This is a genomic window from Brevibacillus halotolerans, assembly GCF_026891775.1.
Taxonomy (GTDB): Bacteria; Bacillota; Bacilli; order Brevibacillales; family Brevibacillaceae; genus Brevibacillus_B; species Brevibacillus_B halotolerans.
In genome coordinates, this window is sequence record NZ_JAPTNK010000021.1 from 39,015 (window position 1) to 59,616 (window position 20,602).

The 20,602-nt window shown below is 42.3% G+C and carries 20 protein-coding genes; all 20 read right to left on the reverse strand.

Annotation, left to right across the window (positions count from 1 at the left end):
• Nucleotides 1-178 precede the first annotated feature (178 nt).
• Nucleotides 179-1,213: an LCP family protein gene (locus O0550_RS20700; RefSeq protein WP_003344837.1), complete on the reverse strand. Its 1,035-nt coding sequence runs from the start codon at nt 1,211-1,213 to the stop codon at nt 179-181.
• 126 nt (nt 1,214-1,339) lie between these two features.
• On the reverse strand, nt 1,340-1,618 hold the full coding sequence (locus O0550_RS20705) for a hypothetical protein (protein WP_003344839.1): 279 nt from the start codon (nt 1,616-1,618) through the stop codon (nt 1,340-1,342).
• 51 nt (nt 1,619-1,669) lie between these two features.
• Nucleotides 1,670-4,435 (reverse strand): calcium-translocating P-type ATPase, SERCA-type, encoded by a 2,766-nt coding sequence (locus O0550_RS20710; RefSeq protein ID WP_181749563.1) that lies wholly within the window; start codon nt 4,433-4,435, stop codon nt 1,670-1,672.
• Nucleotides 4,436-4,637: 202 nt separating this feature from the next.
• Nucleotides 4,638-5,285, reverse strand: coding sequence for a sporulation membrane protein YtaF (gene ytaF, locus O0550_RS20715; protein ID WP_003344843.1), 648 nt, complete (start codon nt 5,283-5,285; stop codon nt 4,638-4,640).
• Between the two features lie 215 nt (nt 5,286-5,500).
• Nucleotides 5,501-5,932, reverse strand: a complete 432-nt coding sequence (locus O0550_RS20720; protein ID WP_003333562.1) for a BrxA/BrxB family bacilliredoxin — start codon at nt 5,930-5,932, stop codon at nt 5,501-5,503.
• Nucleotides 5,933-6,012: 80 nt separating this feature from the next.
• Entirely contained in the window at nt 6,013-7,665 is a 1,653-nt protein-coding gene (gene rnjA, locus O0550_RS20725; RefSeq protein WP_003333563.1) for a ribonuclease J1, read from the reverse strand.
• A gap of 324 nt (nt 7,666-7,989) precedes the next feature.
• Nucleotides 7,990-8,766: a phosphate ABC transporter ATP-binding protein PstB gene (pstB, locus tag O0550_RS20730; RefSeq protein WP_258427175.1), complete on the reverse strand. Its 777-nt coding sequence runs from the start codon at nt 8,764-8,766 to the stop codon at nt 7,990-7,992.
• Between the two features lie 18 nt (nt 8,767-8,784).
• Nucleotides 8,785-9,675 (reverse strand): phosphate ABC transporter permease PstA, encoded by an 891-nt coding sequence (gene pstA, locus O0550_RS20735; RefSeq protein ID WP_003344849.1) that lies wholly within the window; start codon nt 9,673-9,675, stop codon nt 8,785-8,787.
• A complete protein-coding gene (pstC, locus tag O0550_RS20740; protein WP_051876135.1) occupies nt 9,675-10,601 on the reverse strand; it encodes a phosphate ABC transporter permease subunit PstC in 927 nt (308 codons plus the stop codon). The genes pstA and pstC overlap by 1 nt, the downstream gene beginning before the upstream one ends.
• Before the next feature lie 110 nt (nt 10,602-10,711).
• Nucleotides 10,712-11,644, reverse strand: a complete 933-nt coding sequence (locus tag O0550_RS20745; RefSeq protein WP_022586353.1) for a phosphate ABC transporter substrate-binding protein — start codon at nt 11,642-11,644, stop codon at nt 10,712-10,714.
• A gap of 257 nt (nt 11,645-11,901) precedes the next feature.
• Nucleotides 11,902-12,522, reverse strand: a complete 621-nt coding sequence (locus tag O0550_RS20750; RefSeq protein WP_022586352.1) for an SCO family protein — start codon at nt 12,520-12,522, stop codon at nt 11,902-11,904.
• Between the two features lie 10 nt (nt 12,523-12,532).
• A complete protein-coding gene (locus tag O0550_RS20755; RefSeq protein ID WP_258427176.1) occupies nt 12,533-12,955 on the reverse strand; it encodes a hypothetical protein in 423 nt (140 codons plus the stop codon).
• A gap of 19 nt (nt 12,956-12,974) precedes the next feature.
• A complete protein-coding gene (locus O0550_RS20760; protein ID WP_003333570.1) occupies nt 12,975-13,286 on the reverse strand; it encodes a rhodanese-like domain-containing protein in 312 nt (103 codons plus the stop codon).
• A 120-nt stretch (nt 13,287-13,406) separates the two neighbouring features.
• A complete protein-coding gene (locus O0550_RS20765; protein ID WP_258427177.1) occupies nt 13,407-14,426 on the reverse strand; it encodes a cytochrome d ubiquinol oxidase subunit II in 1,020 nt (339 codons plus the stop codon).
• 19 nt (nt 14,427-14,445) lie between these two features.
• Nucleotides 14,446-15,762, reverse strand: coding sequence for a cytochrome ubiquinol oxidase subunit I (locus O0550_RS20770; RefSeq protein ID WP_003333572.1), 1,317 nt, complete (start codon nt 15,760-15,762; stop codon nt 14,446-14,448).
• 394 nt (nt 15,763-16,156) lie between these two features.
• Nucleotides 16,157-16,735 carry a signal peptidase I gene (gene lepB, locus O0550_RS20775; RefSeq protein WP_003344860.1) on the reverse strand — a complete coding sequence of 193 codons (579 nt, stop codon included), beginning with the start codon at nt 16,733-16,735 and terminating at the stop codon, nt 16,157-16,159.
• A 49-nt stretch (nt 16,736-16,784) separates the two neighbouring features.
• Nucleotides 16,785-17,750 carry a hypothetical protein gene (locus tag O0550_RS20780; RefSeq protein WP_258427178.1) on the reverse strand — a complete coding sequence of 322 codons (966 nt, stop codon included), beginning with the start codon at nt 17,748-17,750 and terminating at the stop codon, nt 16,785-16,787.
• A gap of 68 nt (nt 17,751-17,818) precedes the next feature.
• Nucleotides 17,819-18,598 (reverse strand): hypothetical protein, encoded by a 780-nt coding sequence (locus tag O0550_RS20785; RefSeq protein ID WP_003344864.1) that lies wholly within the window; start codon nt 18,596-18,598, stop codon nt 17,819-17,821.
• Nucleotides 18,599-18,643: 45 nt separating this feature from the next.
• Entirely contained in the window at nt 18,644-19,117 is a 474-nt protein-coding gene (locus tag O0550_RS20790) for a hypothetical protein (RefSeq protein ID WP_003333577.1), read from the reverse strand.
• A 290-nt stretch (nt 19,118-19,407) separates the two neighbouring features.
• Nucleotides 19,408-20,592 carry an HD-GYP domain-containing protein gene (locus tag O0550_RS20795; RefSeq protein WP_101667287.1) on the reverse strand — a complete coding sequence of 395 codons (1,185 nt, stop codon included), beginning with the start codon at nt 20,590-20,592 and terminating at the stop codon, nt 19,408-19,410.
• Nucleotides 20,593-20,602 lie beyond the last annotated feature (10 nt).

A 20,602-nucleotide genomic window follows, 5' to 3' on the forward strand; every position in this document is an offset into this window, starting at 1 on the left:
ATAAATTACGTTAAATATTTCTGAATCTTCGAAATTTTGAGATATATATCAATTCCTACACAATCACTAGGAATTGGCTAAATCATCTATAAGAATAAAGAATTAGGCATCCTGTGTCAATGGAAAAATAATAGAGATGGTTCATGATAAACCATCTCTATCAAAATAAATTGCGTTTCTAAGAAGCATGCTTTACAGAGGAATCTTGATTGGTGTTAGAGGAATCTTTCTGTTTTCCTTCTTCATCTTCTGCTGCGTCACTTTTATTTAGCTGCTCGTCCACATATTTGATGACGTCTTTTTCAGATGGAATTAGCACAGCACCTTTGCCAGGAACATGGGCTTCTTGGAACTTATGCATCGGTGGCAATTGATGACCACCTTCTCCTGCCTGTTTAAGCGACATCCCCAATGAGCCTAGTTTGATCATATCAAGTGTGGCAAGATTGGTTTGGATATAAGGCTGTACACTATCCAAAATCTTAGGAATTTGAAAAATAGTAGTGGTAGATTTTAATTCGGTAGCCACTGCGCTTAATAGCTTACGCTGTCTCTCTGTACGCGTATAGTCAGAAGTGGCATCATGTCGGAAACGAGCATATTGCAATGCTTTCTCACCATCTAAGCGTTGCAATCCCTTTTTTAAATTAATATCGTACTTTCCTTTATCTGTCGGGTCATGATAGCGCATGTTCTTTTCTACATCTATCTCAACACCCCCAACAGCATCAATCAAGCTCTTAAAGCCTTCAAAATCAGTGATTACATAGTAATGGACTGGTTGTCCTACAAAATCACTGACTGTTTCCATGGCAAGCTCTGGGCCGCCATACGCTAAAGCTTCATTCACACGCGTTTTGCCATGTCCAGGTATACGTACCAGCGTGTCACGCATAATAGAGAATAGGTCATACGTTTTCTTTTTTGGATCAATGCTCACTAGCATCATGCTATCAGAGCGTGGGAGTTCATTTGGACGCATCTCACGTTTGTCTACACCCATTAATAGAATGTTAACACGCTCGGTTCCCGTCCATACAGGTGGAGCCTCTGGCTTTGTAGCAGCCGGATTCGATGGAAAGATTGTCGTGTCTTGAATCCCTGACAAAAAACCAAAGATTTTATATGCAAAAAAAGCCGCCGTAATCAAAATAAGAAATACACATAATAATAGAATACGCTTAGTTCGAATGCTCAAACTGGATTTCACCATCCTTGTCAGTCCGTGTCAAAATTTGTTGGCTTGTTTCATCCTACTAGTATACTCGAAACGGCTGTTTTGCGAATCATTTTTCTTTACCACTTTTGGAGAATAGAAGAAAAAGGAGCTACCTGATGGTCAGCTCCTTCTTTGCATTTTCTCTTCATGATATGGGGTATTCACTCGTGATTCCAGTTCTTTCGGAACTTTAACCTTGTATACCTTTACCCAAGCGTGATTTTCATGAATCAAATGTTTTTGACTATGATACTCGATGCCTCGTTCCTCCAAGTGCTTGCACCATTGGACAAATTCCGTCTTATCCGTAGTTCGAAGTAGGGTTACCCATAATCGCTCCTCAAATAGATAAGCGATGAGCGAACAGGCCAGCGTCATCACAAGAAAAAATGTTTCCATAGCACCCCCTCCTGTTGCTACTGTATGCATGCCGGGGAGAGTACGCTTCTATTAGTTGGCTTTATAAGCTTCTTTGGGCTGCGAGGAACGAAAAACTCCACCCATACCAGCAACAAAAGTAGGAATTCCTGCTGCAACAAAGATTAAAGCCCAATCTCGTAGGGAGAGGGAGGTGGTTTTAAAGATTGGCTGCATGACATCCCAGTAAATAACCACTAGCACCAAAGCCATTGACGAAAGCACTGCCCAGACCAAGAACTTGTTGCTAAATGGATTGCGGTGAAAAACGGAATGCTCGCTACGGCAATCAAATACGTGAATGAGTTGTGCCAGAACTAAAGTAGCAAACGCCACTGTTTGGGCATGAGTAAGATCATTCGGATTTTCATAATACGCAACGATAAAAGCTCCTAGGGTCATCGTTCCAATTAAAAACCCCCGACTAATAATCTTCCAGCCCAATCCACGGGCAAAAATATTTTCATGTTTTTTACGCGGTTTATGTCGCATTGTGTCTCCCTCAGACGGGTCAATCCCTAATGCCATAGCCGGTAGTCCGTCCGTCACCAAATTCACCCATAGGATTTGGATCGGAAGTAAGGGTAAGGGTAGTCCCATTAGCATAGCGAAAAACATAACTAAAATCTCTCCTACATTGGATGCAAGTAGGTAGCGAATAAACTTTCGAATATTATCATAGATGTTTCGGCCTTCCTCAACAGCAGAAACAATCGTAGTAAAATTATCGTCTCGCAATACCAGGGATGCCGCTTCCTTCGTAACATCTGTTCCCGTAATTCCCATTGCAATCCCTATATCAGAAGCCTTGATGGCAGGTGCATCATTTACACCATCACCTGTCATTGCTACAATATGACCACAGTTTTGCAACGCTTTGACAATACGTAGCTTGTGCTCTGGAGACACACGTGCATAAACATATACCTTTTCAACCGTTTGCATCAATTCTTCCTCAGTCATTTCATCAATAGTGGCTCCTTCCAGCACATGGCTGTTCCCTCCCGGCATCAGACCAATTTGACGTCCTATCGCTTCTGCGGTAATTTTATGATCCCCTGTAATCATTACTGTTTTAATACCTGCTTGACGACATAGCTGGATAGCAGATTTTACCTCCTGACGTGGGGGGTCAATCATGCCAACCATCCCTAAAAATGTAAGATTTGTTTCCAAGATTGATGACTTTTCACCTGATTTATAGTTTTGGAGTGATCGGTAAGCAAAGCCTAGGACTCGCAGAGCTCTACTTGCCATCTCTTCTGTTTGCTTAGCAACTTCTATACGATGTGCATTTGTCAGAGGTATAATTTCTCCCTGCCAATAGATGTGAGAGGAGTTCATTAACAGAGCCTCAACAGCTCCCTTTGTTAATAGCTCTGTTTTTCCATCTGGAGATTGTTCTACTACAGACATCATTTTACGCTCAGAATCAAATGGTAATTCGTCTATGCGAATAGTGGGGTCGCCTTGTTTTTTCCCCTCTTTTAATGCCTTGTAGGCTAAGCTAAGCAGGGCTCCCTCAGTAGGATCTCCAATCACATTCCATGTGGAAATATTTTTAGACAAAATGAGCTTGGACCTCTCCTTTTGCTGAGCATTTACTAATTTTGCATTATTGCATTTTTCGGCAATTTGACAAATCTGAGTTAGTCCTTGATCGATCGTTGCCTTGATAGATTTTCCTTGCCATGTAATTTCCCCATTGGGCTCGTAGCCATTCCCCGTTACATCAAAGCTTTTTCCGCTATGCCACAGGTGAGTCACTGTCATTTTATTTTCAGTAAGAGTCCCTGTTTTGTCAGAGCAAATGACTGACGCACAACCAAGCGTTTCGACAGAGGGGAGCTTGCGAACAATGGCATTTCTTTTAATCATTCTCTGCACGCCTAGAGCAAGGGCTACTGTAACGATTGCAGGCAATCCTTCCGGTATAGCCGCTACAGCAAGACTAACCCCTGAGAGAAACATTGTCATTAATTCTTGTCCATGCCAAACCCCTGCTACAATGACAAAGATCGTAAGTAGCAATGCAATCCAGACGAGCGTTTTCCCCAACTGTTCCAATTTAATCTGTAAAGGAGTTTCTATCTTGTCAGCTTGATTGATCAAATGCGCAATTTTTCCGATCTCGGTAGACATGCCTATTTCAATAGCAATTCCCCTTCCAGTTCCTCCGGCTACCATCGTTCCCATAAAAGCTAGATTCTTCTGGTCGCCGAGTGGAACAGCTCCTGTTGATTCAATCACATTCGCAGTTTTCATTACTGCTATCGATTCTCCCGTAAGCGTAGATTCCTCTATCTCTAGCCGATTGGCATTAATCAGTCTCATATCAGCAGGAACACGATCACCTGCTTCAAGAAGGATAAGATCGCCTGGAACTAATAGGGTAGCAGGGATCATGTCCAAATTTCCGTTGCGAATGACACGGGCCATAGGGGCTGCCATATCTTTTAAAGCGTTGAGCGACCTTTCTGCTTTCGCTTCCTGAATAAAGCCTAACACGCCATTTAAAAAAATGATGGCAATGATGGCGATAGCGTCTAGGTACTCTCCTAAGAAAAAGGAGAGGATGGTGGCAACCACTAGCACTCCCACCATAAAATCTTTAAACTGATTCATAAACACAACATAAAGTGGGATTTTCTCGGCCTCAGCAAGCTGGTTTTTACCATATTTTTGTCTACGAGTAGCCGCTTCCTCTTGTGTTAAACCGTTTTGAACGTCACTGCCTATCATTCTGGGTATTTCCGCTAGAGGGACTTGGTACCACGGTTTATTCGGCTTCAATACAATCTCCTCCAATGCTCTTCATCAACTTATTTTCATATCTATGCAGACAAGCCGACTAGTATGAAAAAAGCTTGAAATGAAAAACAGCGGATGCACGAAGCACTTTTGTCGCCTCAATCCCTAGGATAGCTAATCGTCCATGGAATCGAAAAAGCTTCGGTTTCTTCTCTTAAAACTAAGATACCGAAGCTCTCCGTTCGTTCCCTCACCATTTGAAAAGACCTATTCCTATTAAAAGGATTGCCGGGAGAAATGATAGCCGCTGAAACCATCCAACCGACGAAAAATGCCGTCCCACCTTGATCCCCGCCCACAATAAGATCATGCTAGTTAAAGCCACCCAGACCGAGGTTAAGAGAGGTGCAAACCCCAATAGAGTTAAACTAATTCCAGAACCAAATGCATCAAGGGACAACGCCAAACCTAGCATGACCGCTTCTGTTCCTACGATATGCCCCGAATGATCTGTATCCGCTTTGGCAGGATTGCGTAAAATGTGTATCATTAAACCAAACATTCTTATTGTCCAGCGAAATTCCCGATATGTTGCCTTCTCCTTTACCGGTAGGATATCTGACTGCTTCTGTTTACTAACCATCATTTTCCAAAAGGTTACACCTCCTATCAGAATAAGCACGGTTGCTCCAATTTTAGAACTAAGTTCAGAAGTTACCCAATATTGAAGCCATTTTCCTATTGTCATAGAAGCAAAGATGACGGTAAAGGAACACAGACCAATTACCATAAACGAAAGAAACGGCATTTTCATTTTACGTAAGCCATATGACATCCCAACGCCGAAACCATCCAGACTGATTGCTAAACAAATCAGCAATAACGACACTAGCCCCATATCTATATCCACCTCTTCTTTCATCCCATCATATGAAAGATAGCGGGGGGCCGGTTACCTTTAGTGCCTAAAGTATTTTTACACTTGTCTATGCACCACTGTTCGCTTTCTAGGCCATCGTGTCTTATTCTCTCGCATCCCCTGTACAACCGGGATGTTCAGAATAAAAAAACGCCCATTCCTATTATGGAATGGACGTTCTAATTCCCTGCTATCTATTTGCAATGTTGATCATAAGCATCAGTTAGGAGATTCGCAATGGATTCAAGCTCATTGCCTTCAATTTGATGGCGTTCAACCATCGCTACCAGCTTACCATCCTTCAATAGTGCGTAGGAAGGAGAAGAAGGTGGGTACCCTTCAAAATACTCGCGTGCTTTCGCAGTTGCTTCTTTATCTTGGCCAGCAAACACTGTGTAGAAATGGTCTGGCTTAGCTTCATGGCGAGTCGAATAGATAGCTGCGGGACGAGCCAATCCTGCTGCACAGCCGCATACAGAGTTAACCACTACCAATGCAGTTCCTTTTAGGTTCGAGATAGTTGCTTCTACTTCTTCTGCTGTGCGAAGTTCTTCAAACCCAGCATTCGTTAACTCATCTCGCATTGGTTGTATAACCTGGCTCATATATGCTTCATAAGACATCATAATCGTTCAACTCTCCTTTGAATACATTTCTTCTATTATACCTGTTCTCGTATCAATCGAGTACAGCGGATCTACATTTATTACACTTCCATTACAATGGTAAGAATCATCGGGTTGCGTCCCGTTTTTTCAAAGATGAACGGCTTTAATACCTGGTTAATCTGAGATTTCAATTCAGACCACTCTCTGACTTTGCGATCTAATGCTTCCAAAAGCTTCTGTTTGACTAAAGCAGTAGCTTCCTGGATCAGCGATTCGGAACCCCTCACATAGACAAAACCACGACTTACGATATCTGGACCAGTTAGAAGCTTAAATTGTTTCATATCGATGCTAACGACAACAACCATTAATCCATCCTCGGCAAGATGCTTACGATCGCGCAATACGATATTACCAACATCACCAATACCGCTGCCATCAATAAGCACGATACCTGCTGTCACCTTGCTTGTCACACGCCCTGATTCTCTGGTACAAGAAACTACATCGCCATTATCAATAATAAAGATGTTATCAGACTCTACACCCACTTGTTCAGCTAATCTACCGTGCTGTTTTAACATCCGATACTCTCCATGGATTGGAATAAAGTAGGTAGGACGCAAAAAGCTCAGCATAAGACGCAATTCTTCACTACTGCCATGACCGGAAGCATGAATATCAAACGCTGTGTTTTGTACTACGTTAGCTCCAGCACGGTATAGCTTATCAATAATGCGACTTACATTAACTGTATTTCCTGGAATCGGCGATGCAGAGATAATGACTGTATCGTCTGGATAGATCTGAACGGAACGGTGTGAACCAGACGCAATACGCGTTAGCGCTGCCATCGGTTCTCCCTGACTACCTGTACAAATAATTAATACCTTGTTATCAGAGTAATTATCAATGTTTTTAATGTCGATTTGACATCCTTCAGGCATTTGGATATAACCTAGCTCCTGCCCAATCATGAAGGCTTTTTCCATGCTTCGGCCGATAACAGCAATCTTCCTGTCATCCGCTACTGCTGCATCTACAACTTGTTGCAAACGGTGCACATTAGAAGCAAAGGTTGCCAGAATGATACGACCTCTCGCCTTGCTAACGACATCCATAATGCTATCGCCAACCGTACGCTCTGACATTGTAAAGCCTGGACGTTCACTGTTGGTGCTATCAGACATCAAAGCTAGTACACCATTTTTTCCGATGCGGGCAATTTTTCCAAACTCTGTAGGACGTCCTACTGGTGTCAGGTCAAATTTAAAATCCCCTGTATGAACCACTGTTCCTTCTGGTGTCTCAATCGCAATACCAAACGAATCAGGAATACTATGATTAGTACGGAAGAAAGAAACAGAGAGATTTTCAAATGACAAAATCGTATCCTCAAACACAGGTACCATCTTTACGTCATTTTGCATACGGTGCTCTTCAAGCTTAGCCTTTACCAAACCAAGTGTCAGGCGTCCGCCATAAATCGTTGTCTGGATTTGTTTTAACACATAGGGAATAGCACCAATATGGTCTTCATGTCCATGAGTAAGTACCATAGCCTTGATCTTATGTTGGTTTTCAATTAGGTAGGAAACATCTGGTATCACCAAATCTATCCCAAACATTTCGGTCTCAGGAAACTTTACGCCACAGTCGATGATGATAATCTCATCCTCGTACTCTACGCAATACATATTTTTACCAATTTCCCCCAGACCACCTAAACCAAAAATTTTAACCTCACTCAAAAAAATACCTCCTACAAATACGATGTGGGCCGTTCTATGCACTCTGCCTTTATAGTAACATAATTTTCATATGGATAGTTGTATTCTCCCAAGGCTTTCACACTTTCACTTTTCTTCCACTAAAAAATTAGTATACTCATTTCGACTATAAAACAGACTAAAAAAAGCAAGAATCCGTGAAAACAGGTCTTTCCCATGCCTAAACGCATGAAAGATTGATTTGTACTCAAACAAGTAGCCTATATCGTTATGATTTCCCGTTATATAAAAAAACCAGCAATGACGTAAAGCCATGCTGGTTTTTTCTGTTGAGCCACCTTATTCTTACCCAAAACGGCCGCTCAGATAATCTTCTGTCTCTGCTCTCTTAGGGTTATTGAATAATTTGTCAGTAGAGGCTTTCTCCACTAGCTCTCCCATGAGAAAGAAAGCCGTCTCATCTGCTACTCGTACAGCCTGGTGCATATTATGAGTCACAATGACAATCGTATAATCGTGTTTCAATTGGATGATAAGCTCTTCAATCTTCGAGGTAGAAATTGGGTCCAACGCTGAACAAGGTTCATCTAAAAGCAGGATTTCCGGCTTCATTGCGATTGCACGTGCTAAGCACAGCCGTTGCTGTTGACCTCCTGACAGAGCTAGAGCGGAATCATTCAGCCGATCCTTCACTTCATCCCATAAGGCAGCCTTTCGTAAACTTTCTTCCACTATATCGTTTAATTCAGCTTTATTAGTAGTCCCGTGATGGCGCGGTGCAAATGCAATGTTTTCATAAATGGATTTTTGAAAGGGATTAGCACGTTGAAACAGCATTCCGACCGATTGACGCAATCCCTCTTTTTTTACAGAAGGCTCATAGATATTCACTCCATCTAGCAAAAGTCTCCCTGTCACACGACAGCCTTTAATCTCTTCATTCATGCGATTAATCGTGCGTAGAAAGCTAGATTTCCCACAGCCGGACGGACCGATTAAGGCTGTTACGGTATTGCGTTGCATTTGGATATGAATATTTTTTACAGCATGCTTGTCGCCATAAAAAACGGACAAGCTCTCTGCTTCAATAATTGCTTTTGTTTGGGCAATTGTTAGTGGCATGATTGATTCTCCTTTTCCTTAGGCGGCAATTTTGGTCAAACGCTTGTGCAACCAACGACCAAACCAACGTGCCCCACCATTAAACAGAAGAACTGCGATCACCAGAATGGCCGCCGCTCCATCCGCAATTTCTCGCGCATCTGCAACGAGACCCTCCGCATTAATTTTCCAGATGTGTACAGCTAATGACTCTGCTGGACGAAATACATTCCATGGAGAAGATGGGCTGCTTAGATCCAAATTATGAAATTGAATATCAGGAGAGGTCATACCCGCTGTAAACAATAGTGCTGCCGCTTCTCCAAATACGCGACCTGAAGCAAGTACAAATCCCGTAACCAAGCCGGGCAACGCAGCAGGTAATAGAACCGAAACGATTGTTTTCCATTTCGTTACACCTAATGCATAGCTAGCTTCCTTCTGATCCTGCGGGACAGAACGCAGGGCATCCTCTGTAATCCGAACAAGTAACGGCAGATTAAATACAGTCAGAGCCAACGCCCCAGAGATCAATGAATATCCCCAGCCTGTCATGCTTACAAACAGTAACAGCCCAAACATACCTACAACGATCGACGGTAGCGAAGACAGCACCTCAATAGACATCCGAATCATTTGCACCCACTTGCGGTCTGGCGCATATTCTGCCAGATAAATTCCTGCACCAAGCCCAATAGGAACAGCGAAGCACATCGTTAAGACCAATAAATATAGCGAGTTAAATAGCTGAGGACCAATTCCTCCACCTGCGTTTAGCATGTCTGGCGGGGAAGTGATAAAGTCCCAATTTAATTTTGCTGCCCCCTTGCTGATCACAAAACCCAAAAGACCGATCAACATAGCAATTAAGAGAACAGCAATTCCAGTGAGTAAGAGGGTGGCGAGCTTATCCTTTTGCTTGTTAGTCATTATTTGGCCCCCTTCTTTCTACCGATTAAGCGAACCACTAGGATAAATAATAGGGACATAGCCAACAAAACTAAGCACATGGACCAAAGCGCATTATGATAAGGAGTACCTGGGATCGTATTTCCCATATTTAATGTGATACCACTTGTCAGTGTAATCGACGGATCGAATAAACCTCCAGGCAGCTTCAACGTATTTCCAATAACCATTTGAACAGCTAGCGCCTCACCGAAGGCCCGAGCCATACCAAGAACAACACCTGTCAGACAGCCAGACCGTGCCGTATATAGCACAACATGGCGAATTGTTTGCCAGCGAGTGGCACCTAATGCAAGCGAGGCATTGCGTAATTCCTGTGGCACAGTTGCGATTGCATCAGCGGCAACACTGGTCACAGTCGGCAGGATCATAACTGCTAGGACAATTCCCCCTGCAAGTAAGCTAAATCCTAAAATATCAAATTGACTGCGAAGAAACGGAACAAGCAAGGTAAGACCTACATAGCCGTATACCACCGATGGTATTCCAACTAACAGCTCCATAACTGGCTTCAATACTTTTTGGCCAAATCTTGGCGCAATCTCTGTCATATACACAGCCGCTCCTATGCCTAGTGGGGCTGCAATTAATGTTGCAATCAGGGTAACCCCAAAGGAACCTAGTATAAAAGCTACTGCCCCAAATTGGCCGGGCTCTGCTTCTGGGTCCCATTTTGTACCGGTAAAAAATTGCGACACGCTAACCCCGTCCACCATAAAGGTAGCGAGGCCGCGTGAAGCAATAAAATAGAGGATGGAGAGCGTTAGAAGGCCTAACAATCCCGCACAGACAGCTGTAATTAGCTTCCCTGCTTTTTCTTCCCATGCATGTTTTTTATTGATATGGAACCGGTCGGAAAGTTTTTTGGCAGTAGCGGGGTTTCTCATTTGCCCCGCTCTTACTGTTGTTCCTTGCTGTAACAGTGTTGTTCTTTGTTCAGCGCTCACTAAACGCTCCCCCTTTATTTCGTTCACCTTTTTTTGAGCTACACGTTTCTCTATTTTTGTGTAATCTCACCCTTCGCTGTTCTTTCCACCTTCATGGCGGATGCTGGGATATATTTCAGCTCTTGTACGATTCCTGTTTGTACTTCGTCACTTGTCATGAAATTCAAGAAATCTTTTTGCGCGCCTGTTGGCTCACCTTTTGTATACATGTGCTGATAAGCCCACACTTTATATTTATTTGTTACGATGTTTTCTGTCGTTGCTTCTACACCATCTAGTTTTACTGCTTTTACAGTATCATTGAGATAGGAAGTGCCAAGGTAACCGATTGCTCCTGGAGTTTCTGCGATAATTTTGCGAACCGTGCCGGAAGAATCCTCCGTGATTCCTTCAGCCTCCTCTGCACCATCCAGAGCGTATTGCACGAATGTAGCACGAGTACCAGAGTTCTTCGGACGGTTGACCAATGTAATCTTTTGGTCTGCTCCACCGACTTCCTTCCAGTTGGTTACTTTACCTGTGAAAATATCAATTACTTGTTGCTTTGTTAGATTATCTACACCTGCCTTAGGATGAATCACGGCTGCCATACCTACTACAGCAATTTTGTGATCTACTAATTGGTCAGCAGGAATGCCTTTCTTTTCTTCTGCAAAAATATCAGAGTTTCCGATAGTAGCTGCACCATTGGCCACCTGGCTTAAACCGGTGCCACTCCCTCCACCTTGCACTTGAATTTGCACTTGCTGATTTTTCTCCATAAATTTCTTAGCTGCCTGCTCTACTAACGGCTGCATGGCTGTGGACCCTACAGCTGTAATAGAACCGCTGCTGGCTGTATTCGTATCTGGTTTCGTTTCGGTTGTAGCTGGTGCTGGTGTAGCCGGTGCTGTCGCATTAGAAGTGCCTCCTGCTCCACAGCCAGTTAACAATAACCCTACAGATAGCATACTTGCCATAAAAATGGATGAAATCTTTTTCAAAGGAAATCCCCCTCGTCACCTTCAAATCATTTGATTTCTTATACACTCTCATCCTACATCCCGAGCTTAAAGCTAGAATGAACGTAACGTAAAAGGAATGTTAAGGATTGTTAAGGTTTCGTGTAGGAGTGTTTAAAGAAGCGGATTTTTGGGTAAGAAAAAAAGCTGCCATTCCTTTTGGCAGCCTTCTCAACTATTTATCTAGTTATTTTCACGAATTGGAAATAGTAAACCTACCTCAACCGTTATAGAGCCTCTTACTCTTTAACTAGTTTTTTCATTTCACGTAAAATCTTTTCTTTGTCCATATCATCCGCCATACCGTATATCTGACGAATATTTTGATTTTTGTCTAAAAGGAATGTTTTCATAGTATGTACATAGAGGCCATCCTTTTGCTTCTCTGCACCAATCCAAAAATCATTTAATATTGGCTTCATAATATCATCTGGACCACGTAGGAATTGCCAGCCGCTAGGATCGGCTTGAACTGCTTTCGCATATTTCTGTAAAGCTTCAGGAGTATCGTTTTCATAATCAAAAGTGACAGAAATGAATTCTATGTCTTTTCCATACATCCCAGCTTCTTTTAATTCATTCTGTAAATCCACCATATGCTGTGTGGTTAGCGGACAGACATCGGGACAACGCAAAAAAATGAATGAGATGAGACGGACTTTACCATTGGAATCGGAAAGCTTGACATTCTGCCCGTCCATCCGCTCCAGTGTAAAATCTTGAACTTTCTTAATAATTGGCATATCAGCCGTTGAAAAATAGCTTTTGTACAAAACACTGCCTACAGCAATCAGAATAATAATGACTCCAAAGATGGGCAACCACTTTCGATAGAGGCTCCCTGCTGTTACATCCTCCATTTTTATCCCCCTACTCTTTTATCTCGTAGCTGTATAGAAACGTGTGTACTTGGCCTTGATCATCTTTCCACTCCAACATGCTCTGCCATTCACCAGGCATCATAATATGCGGGCCGGATTCTTGCCAGTTTGCTTCCTTTTGCTTCTTTAGCTCCTTTTCACTTTTACCATGCGTATCCATGTTAGGCATTTCAAAATGCAACACAGCTCCTTGCCCTGCAGTTGTCTGTGATTTGTCATTGGTAATCGTGACTGTATACGTATTAACTCCAGCTATTCCCGGCTTTATTTCCAGCTTCGCCTGATAACCATCTTGGGTGGCTTGCAATTCGATGGTCCCTTCCTTCTTATCACTGCCACCACAACCGGTTACGACGAGTAACAGAAACATTGCTCCTAGCCAGCCCAACCATTTTATCTGTTGTTTCGGCATGTTACTCCCCCACTTTACTTTAGCGAGCAATCTCTCCTGGCCAAGCGAGCATGCCGCCCTCCATATTGACTGCTTCAATTCCATTATGCTTTAAAAACTCGCAAGCATGGTAGCTTCTTGCTCCACTGCGGCATACCATGATGATTTCTTTGGAAGTATCAAATCGGTCCAGAGATGCTGGAACATCATTTAAGGGAATTAGGATCGCTTCTTCAATGTGACCTGCCACCCACTCTTCTGGCTCTCGCACATCAATAATTTGAATAGCAGCCTCCTCCTTTAATTTCGTCAACACCTCTTCAGGTGTAACTTCCCTTACGAAATTATTCATTAATAATATCCTCCTCATTTTACGATAATTCAAATATATCATATGTCTCCTACAGAAAAAAAAGAGAAGCAGCCCCAAACTGCTGGAGTACTTCTCTTGTCAAAATTTGTTAACAAATTACTAGTTTTTCTTATCACCTTTGACGTATTTAGCATCAAATAAGAAGAGCCTCATCAACAAAATGAGCGAAGGAACTAATAAACATAGCCCGGCTATGAACCCAACGACTAGCGCCTTCCCCATCTCTGGACTGTTAATACTATCGTTAATTGTGATGTAGGGATACAACAAGTAAGGTAAATGCGCTTTGCCATATCCAAAGAAAGCAAAGAAAAATTGTAGCATGACCGCAATAAACGCCCATCCATACGCACGTCGTTTATACAATAAAAAGGTCGCTATCAGAAACGAAACAAAAGAAACAACGAAAAACCATCCGTTTTCCACCATTTTGGCATAATGCTCTGGATTATGCATTTGAATGGTCCAAAACACAAGCAAGCTGGCAATAATAGTTGGAAGGGACCAGATCATTGCATAGGAGTGTAACATCTTGGTCGCATCCTTATCTCCTGCTTTATTAGCATAAAAGGTCAAAAAGGTTGCGCTAATAAATAATACGCTGACTAAAGCAAGAAATATAACCGCATAAGTATAAGGAGTTGACAGCATTTTGCCCATTAATAGATGAATTTTCCTGCCCTCTTCTACAATAAATCCACCCTCCGATGCTACTAGAACGGTAGATAAAGCAGCAGGAAGCAACAGACCCGTAATTCCATAAATTCCATAATAAACGGTACTGTCCCTAGCCCCATAATGCGCAAAAGCATAGAAAGAACCGCGTAAAGACACCAGCACTAAAGCTAAACTACCGGGAATTAGCAACGCTGTGCCGTAATAGTAAGCCGTGTCCGGGAAGAATCCGACAATCCCTACAATAAAGAAGATCAGAAACACATTTGTAACTTCCCAGACAGGGGACAGATAGCGCTGAATAATTCCGTTTACGATGTGGTCCTTCTTGCGGCGTCTAGAATAGTAAGCAAAGAATCCCGCTCCAAAGTCAATGGAAGCAACGATCAGATAACCATACAGGAAAATCCACAGAATGGTGATCCCAAGCAATGCAAGCGTCATGTATTTCTACCTCCCCGTCTTATTTTTCCAGTTCCAATTCGACTGGTTTATCTTTAAACATCCGTTTAAGAACAAGGGCGCACACCGTTCCCAGGAAGGCGTACAGCAGGCAGAAAAGAATCAGCATTTCTCCAACATTATTTGCCGTTGTCGCTGCATGCATCGTTCGTAAATAACCATTTAATATCCAAGGTTGTCTACCAATCTCCGCAAACATCCAGCCAAATTCAATTGCTAAAAATCCAAGTGGAGCCCCAAGAGCAGAAGCCCACAGAATCCATTTAGGGGGCATCCGCTTCCGTACCTTGACAATTAAGAAGTAAAGCACTGGAACCAATGCCATATATCCACCTATAGCTGCCATGCTGTCAAACAAATAATGAATAAACAGTGGAGGCCATTCATCGCGAGGAATATCATTTAACCCTACTACTACGCCATTTGGAGAGTTCGTTGCTAAAATGCTAAGAGCATAGGGCACCTTAATCGCATATTTAACCTCTTGCTTTTCTTTATCCAAAATACCACCAAAAACAAATTCGGCCTTGTCAGTGGTTTCAAAATGCCACTCCGCTGCTGCTAGCTTCACAGGCTGATACTCCGCTAGGAACTTACCAGCAATATCTCCCCACACAGCCGTTCCCATCGAAAAGATAAACGCAAGCGTCAGCGACAGGTTAAGTGCCTTTTTGTGATAGGAATGTGTTTTCCCCTTCAAAATGCCTAGGGCAGCGATTGCAGCCATCACATACGCACTAGTGGCATACGAAGCAAAAACCATATGCCCCACTTTTGAAGGAGTAGCCGGATTAAACATCGCTACCATCGGTTGAATATCACGTAAAACTCCATCTACGAGGGTAAAGCCCTGTGGCGTATTCATAAAAGCATTCACTGTCATAATAAAGAAAGCAGAACCTGTGGAACCAATTATCACTGGGATAGAGATCAACCAGTGAAGATACGGATTTTTAAATCGGTCCCATGTATAAATATAAATGCCTAAGAAAATTGCTTCAAAGAAGAACATAAACGTTTCTAAAAACAGCGGTAACGCTATTACTTCTCCCGCCAATTTCATAAATGACGGCCACAAGAGACTTAATTGTAGACCAATACAGGTTCCTGTCACGACCCCAACTGCTACTGTCACAGTAAAACCTCGTGTCCAACGCCGTGCCATTAATAGATAAGCTTTGTCTTTTTTTCGAATCCCAATAAACTCGGCAATAGAGATAACCAAAGGAATACCGACACCCATTGAAGCAAAAATAATATGAAACCCCAATGTCACGGATGTTAGTATTCGAGCCAGCATAGTGCTATCCAGTTCCAATCATACTCCCCCCTCATACCATAAATCGTTCGCTTTCAGTGTGAATTTTATCACACATATTCAACTTTTATATTAAAAACTATCGTTATGTTGTGAACAATGCAGGGCGAATTTTTGTCGAATTTGTAGCTAGTATTTATTTGTGAATAAATTATGTCTAGCACTAGTGTTCTTTTCTAAAAATCAATAAATAATGCTTGATTTCCGTCGATTGCCCATATCCTATTTATAAAAAAATAGGGTCCTGCAAGCGGGATTTTTAATAAGTGAACATCTAGTGTGTCAGGGTAAGGAAAGGACTAGCCCTCCTTAGTATAGCTACCTTTCGCTACGAATATGTTTCAAGAAAACAAAAATCCAGCCTACGTCTCAGGCTGGATTTTGTCATATTCTTTTAGACTTCTAAAGGCTTAGCTACTCGATAAAAGGGGAACAGCGATAAGGAAACATATCCCTTAATTTCTGTAATAGGGATTTGGCCAATACTAGGATCGCGGCTATCCATACTTTCACCCAATGTTCGATTATCTCCTAATACAAACATGTGATCCTGAAGAATTGTTAGGGGAGCCATATCGTCTGATACACCTTGCGTATATAGTTCTGGGAGCGGACTATTATTTACATAGACGACTCCTTTTTCAATTTTCACCGTATCACCAGGCAAGCCAATGATTCTTTTGATGATTTCATATCCCTTCGCTTCCTCGTGAATAACTACAACATCACCAAAGGCTGGCTTTGTAAAATGGGTAGGGACTTTATTTAACAGTACAATACTTCCATCCTGCATGGTAGGGTCCATTGAATGGCCAACCACCCTTGTTAGACCAATACTATTTATCATCAGAAAGTAACAGACTGCTAATATCAGGAAAAAACGTAGCCAACTGAAAAGCTCAGCTTGGAATGATTTTTTAGGTTGGTTAGGTGCGGCATCTTTTTCTTTTGTTTTTAGTTTTATCATTTCCATCCTTAACACCTTTTTCCTATAAAGTTGTGGTTTCCTCATTTTGAATAGATCATGGTGTCGGGAGTGATTCCTTTTCTGCGTTTGCTGGGTCTGGAATATCTGCTGGGCGTTCCTGGCTCTCTATTGGATTAGGCCCCTCTACAGATACTTGGGGCATTTCCTGATGCTGTTCAGGTGCTGGCTCCGGCTGTTGCGGCTCGCTTGGTTTTGGTGCTGGCTCCGGCTGTTGTGGCTCGCTTGGCTTTGGTGCTGGCTCCGGTTGTTGCGGCTCGCTTGGTTTTGGAGCTGGCTCCGGTTGTTGTGGCTCGCTTGGCTTTGGTGCTGGCTCCGGTTGTTGCGGCTCGCTTGGTTTTGGTGCTGGCTCCGGTTGTTGCGGCTCACTCGGTTTTGGCTTTGGCGCCGGCTGTTGCGGCTCACCCGGGTTTGGCTCTGGTTGCGGCTGTTGTGGCTTGCTCGGATTTGGTGCTGGCGGTACTTCTGGCGTTGGAACCGGCGCTCCTCCCTGTACAGGCGGTTGCGATGGAGTCGGTTTTGTTGGAACAAACTCCAAGGAAGGGGCCTCATAGCTGTCAGCCAAGTCCCTCATTGCCTGCTGCGCACTACTTAAAATAGCGTCCATTTTTCTTTCTACTTGCCGTCTATCCTTTTCATTTGAGATATCTAAGTTATCGATGAGGTCACCTGCATAATCTGCTAAAGATGTAAGACGTTTCGCTTTCTCTTCCACAGTGAATTGCTTTAAATCTTCAGCCGATTCTAGAAGTTTCCTTTGGATTTCTGCCTTTAAGCGCTCCTTTTGTAATTGTGTCTCCGTTTTTAGAGCGTCCGTTACCGATTGCTTGGCTACCTCGGTACTTTGTGCATACCACCCTTGTAATAATTGCGTAACATCCACATCAGCATAGGCAACACCCATCGTTAGACCAAAACACATGCTTAAAGAAACAAATCCAAGGAAAATTCGTTTTCGTTCTTTATTACGCCGTTGCTTCTCTTTTTTTGATCTACTTAACACATCTTTCCCCCCTTAATGGGCATTGTCAGAGCTCACACAGAAGCTCTGACAATGTATGATAATAATCTTTATTTAAATTGATCTGCTACTAGTTGATCTAAGCTATTCTTTGCATCCTTTTCAGCCTTAGCACCTGTATCTTTGATCGAATCCTTCGCTTGTTTCTCCAATAATTTAGCTGATTCGTCAACTACTTTTTGGATTTCAGCGACTTTTTCGTCGATAAAGCGTTTTGTTTCCTCTTTAGAGCTAGCTTCTTTCTCACGAATCAAACCATTAATTGTCTTTTTAGCATCGTTAATCGCACTAGTTAGCTCTTGTTTTGCTTTGTCTTGCGCACTGGTAACATTCGTTTTTACTTCTTGTCTTCCTAGTTCTCCAGCTTGGTTCACTTTATTCGTAAGATCGACTATCGAATTGACTTTTGTTTGATTGGCTGCTTTAGTAATTTCCTGCTTTAATCCTTCTACCTTCTGGTTGTATTGGTTCTGCATATTGCCCTTGATTTCATTCGTTTTGCCTCTCAAAGCATTCAAATAATCGTTTTTAGCTGCCGTTACTGCTGCAACAGCACGATTTGCTTCTTCACTACCTGCTTGCTTCACACGATCAGCAACCTGATTCTTTATTTTATTAAGCTCAGCTTCAGTAGCTGCCTTTTTTTCCGTTCCATACTTAAGCGCTTCAGCCGTAATAGACGCCGATGAAGCAGCAAATTGTTTATCATACCAATTTTTTAGCTGCCCGCCTACATCAACCGCCGCAAATGCAGTACCTAAGCTACCAATCAGACCAACTGCCAACACACTAATCACGATTTTACTTTTTACTTTTTTCAACCTCTTCATCTCCTGTCTTTTTTTTAAAAGGGAATGTACGGAAACAATGCCCTTCTATTTGTCAAACACCTGTTGTTTTGAAGTAAATTTATGAAGGAATTCAATTGTTTCTTTATTTAGTTCTTCATTGATGTTTTCATTGGATTTTTGGACAAATTGTCTGAAGTCCTTGGGCAATTCCTGCTGCTCTAATATGTTTTGCTTATGATTCAGCCGTGTTTTCTGACGATCTACGTACTCATCAATTGCTTTTTCTCCTGTTTTGGATATCTGAATCATTTCTTGATCTAGCAAGAAAAGGGTTTTATCAGTTGTGACACTAGCTTCTTTCTTTACTTTGTTGTCACTATTCTTTTTATAAGAGTCAGTAGTTGCTTCAATAGTGTCACCCGATTCCATCATCTTCTGGTGGTACCAGATGCTTAATTGATTTTTTACATCAATCCCGGCAAAGCTTAAACTCACAGCTACGGAGGAGGCCAATACAAAGAGGATGGATATAATCTTGATTCCTTTTCCTTTTAACATGACGGTACTTCCTCCATTCAAAATATAGAGACAAAAAGGGATCAGGAGGATCGGCATTCAGGCTAAACAAAAATCCCCTCGTTAAAGCGTCAGCCTTCCTCGCTTTACTTTTCTTGCTCTTATTGTAAGAAAAGCCCAGAATCTTTTCTTCCACTGTGAGAGGTACTTTAAGCAGATAATCAGGATGATCTTTGTCTACACCTTACGGATGAGGAAAAGCTCATACTATGTGCATTTTTTCACTTGTTTGCAAAACAAAAAAAGTCCGGGCAACAAGGTCCCGGGGTTGTTTACATATCGGTTTCTACATTCGTATGGCTTGAAAAAATAGAGGAATAATACCCATGAGCTACTCCATCTAGCTCTTGACCTTCTACTGCTTGTCGTAATGCATCAATGATATCAGCCCGAAACGATTGATCTTTTAATAATTGTAGCTCTTTAAGCGCTTCTTCCGGACTAAAGGCATTTCGGTAAGGTCTTGGTTCTATCATAGCCAAATACGTTTCAACAGCCCCAACAACCTGAGAAAGGAAAGGAATTTCGTCACCCTTCCATTGGTTGGGATAACCGTTGCCATCATACCTCTCGTGATGATAGCGCATCGTTTCGATGATTTGTTGATACTGTGGTAGACCGTCAAGTAGCTCCTTGGCTATCAAGCAATGCTTCTGTACCATTTCATACTCATACGCGGTCAGCTTTTCTTTCTTCTCAAATAAATAGTCAGGCCATTTTATTTTACTGACAAAGTGTATGAGCGACAGGCACTGTAACTCCCAGTCCTGTACATCAACAGGCTTCTTCAGCAGAGAAATCGTTTTTTTCAACAGGTAACGCATCTGCTCAATTTGTCTGCTGGAGGTTTGGGATTTCCGCTCTACTGTCGGCACAAAAGCGTATAGCATCCGATATAAAGTTGCTAAATGCTGGCGCTCCTGCTCCTCTCTCATTCTATTCTCCTGCAAGGCAAATAAACGCATCCACAATAGAGAAAGGACATACCCAACAATCGCAAATACGATTACGGATAAAATGGTAGGAACCGCATTTTCTATTCGACCTATATAGGCTTGCCAAGAAAGGGAAATGATTACGACTACACTATAGACGATACTTCCCGTATGCATGACCTTTCTTTGTCTCGTCATGCTGAGTAATAAAGGGTAGGCCAGAACTAAGCAACCCATTTTAATAGTGGAAAGAGGCGGAGTGAGCAATACAAACAAAAATAAAAATAATATACAAAACGAAACCATCCAGTCTGAATACGTATAAGACTGTTCATATATGCAATACAAAAGATAAACACCCAAGCATACACAGAGGTAAAATAACCAGCTAAGAAAAGAGGAAATCCAGATATCCTTCTGCTCAAAACTATGTGCCAATAGGGTGAAGGTTAAAAACAACGAAGCTAGATAAACTGCATATCGCATCATCTGTTTAGCCAGCTTCTCTTGTTCAAACTTCATTTTGTGAAAC